Consider the following 1510-nt stretch of genomic DNA (forward strand, 5'->3'; position numbering starts at 1 on the left):
GCCGGCCAGGCCGGGCCGAGCGGCGCTCCCGCCACCACCCCGGCCGCCCCGGGCTCGCCGTCCCCGGCGCCCACGAAGGCCTCCCCGGCGCCGTCGAAGTCCCCGGCGAAATCCCCGTCGAAGCCCTCCTCCGAGCCGCCGGCCGCCCCCGACGGACCGCTGTCCGGCAAGACCGTGGTCATCGACCCCGGGCACAACCCGCGCAACCACCTGCACACCGCCGCGATCAACCGCCAGGTCGACATCGGCACCGGCCGCAAGGAGTGCGACACCACCGGGACCGCCACCAACGGGGGTTACGCGGAGGCGGAGTTCACCCTCGACGTGGCGCACCGGCTGCGGGACCTGCTGCGGGCGCAGGGCGCGACGGTGCTCCTGACGTACGACAGGGACCGGGAGTTCGGGCCGTGCGTGGACGAGCGGGCGCGCATCGGCAACGAGGCGCACGCGGACGCGGTGGTCTCGGTGCACGCGGACGGCTCGGCCGTGGGCAACCGGGGGTTCCATGTGATCCTCCCCGCGCTCGTGCGCGGCGGGGACGCGAACACCTCGAAGATCGTGGCCCCTTCACGCGATCTCGGAACCCGTATCGCCGGTCTGTTCGTACGCAGTACCGGAAGTTCCCCTTCCAATTATGTCGGCGGCAAAACGGGTCTGGACGTACGCAAGGATCTCGGCGGACTTAATTTGTCGACCGTGCCCAAAGTCTTCATCGAATGCGGCAATATGCGTGATCCCGAGGACGCCGCCCTGCTCACCAGCCCGGGTTGGCGCCAGAAGGCCGCCCAGGGCATCGCGGACGGCATCAGCAGCTACCTCAAGGGGTAAGCAAGGGGTGATTCTGCGATGAATTCGGGAGGATGTTCCCGCACCAACCGGGCAGGAACCCAACCCGCCCGGGCAGACGATAGATTCATCCCTACGATGGGGAGCCGTTCCCGAGCTTCAAGCCGTGCCCGCCGCGCATCCGGCGGCAGCGACGACCGCCCCGACGAGACGATCGACTAAGGACCTTCACGTGAATATCCGCTCCCTCACTCGAGGCGACGGCGTGGTGATCGGAGCAGCGGTCGTGCTGTTCATCGCCTCGTTCCTGGACTACTACGACTACGGAAACAGCGGCGTCGACGGCCCCAACTCCTGGGACTCCCTGGGCAACGGCATCGGCGTCTACATGGTCGGAGTGATCGGCGCAGCGCTGATCGTGCTGTCCCGTTCGCAGCCCCAGCCGCGCAAGATCGTGGGTCTCGACCTCGCCCAGTTCGGTGTCGCCGCCACGGTGTTCACCGCGTGGAACATGTTCTGGACGATCATCGACCTGGGCCAGATCGACGCGGGTGCCGGCCTGATCCTCGGCTTCATCGCCTCCCTGGCGCTGGCCGCGGGCGCGGTCGCCTCGCCGCTGGTCCCGGCCCTGAAGGCCCCGCTCGCCGGCGCCCCCGGCCCGCAGGCCGTGCAGCCGCCGTACGGTGGCCAGCCCGGCCAGGGCTACGGCTACCCGGGCGGCCCG

The 1510-nt window shown here is 69.9% G+C and carries 1 protein-coding gene and 1 pseudogene; both read left to right on the forward strand.

Going from position 1 to position 1510, the window contains the following annotated elements; all coding sequences use genetic code 11:
* The coding region (locus tag G3I41_RS32165; protein ID WP_164404063.1) for an N-acetylmuramoyl-L-alanine amidase at positions 1-828 on the forward strand (828 nt) is incomplete at its 5' end.
* A gap of 223 nt (positions 829-1051) precedes the next feature.
* Positions 1052-1510 (forward strand): annotated as a pseudogene (locus G3I41_RS32170) (hypothetical protein); the annotation flags it as partial.

It is taken from the genome of Streptomyces sp. SID9727, from assembly GCF_010550605.1.
In the GTDB taxonomy this organism is placed as follows: Bacteria; Actinomycetota; Actinomycetes; order Streptomycetales; family Streptomycetaceae; genus Streptomyces.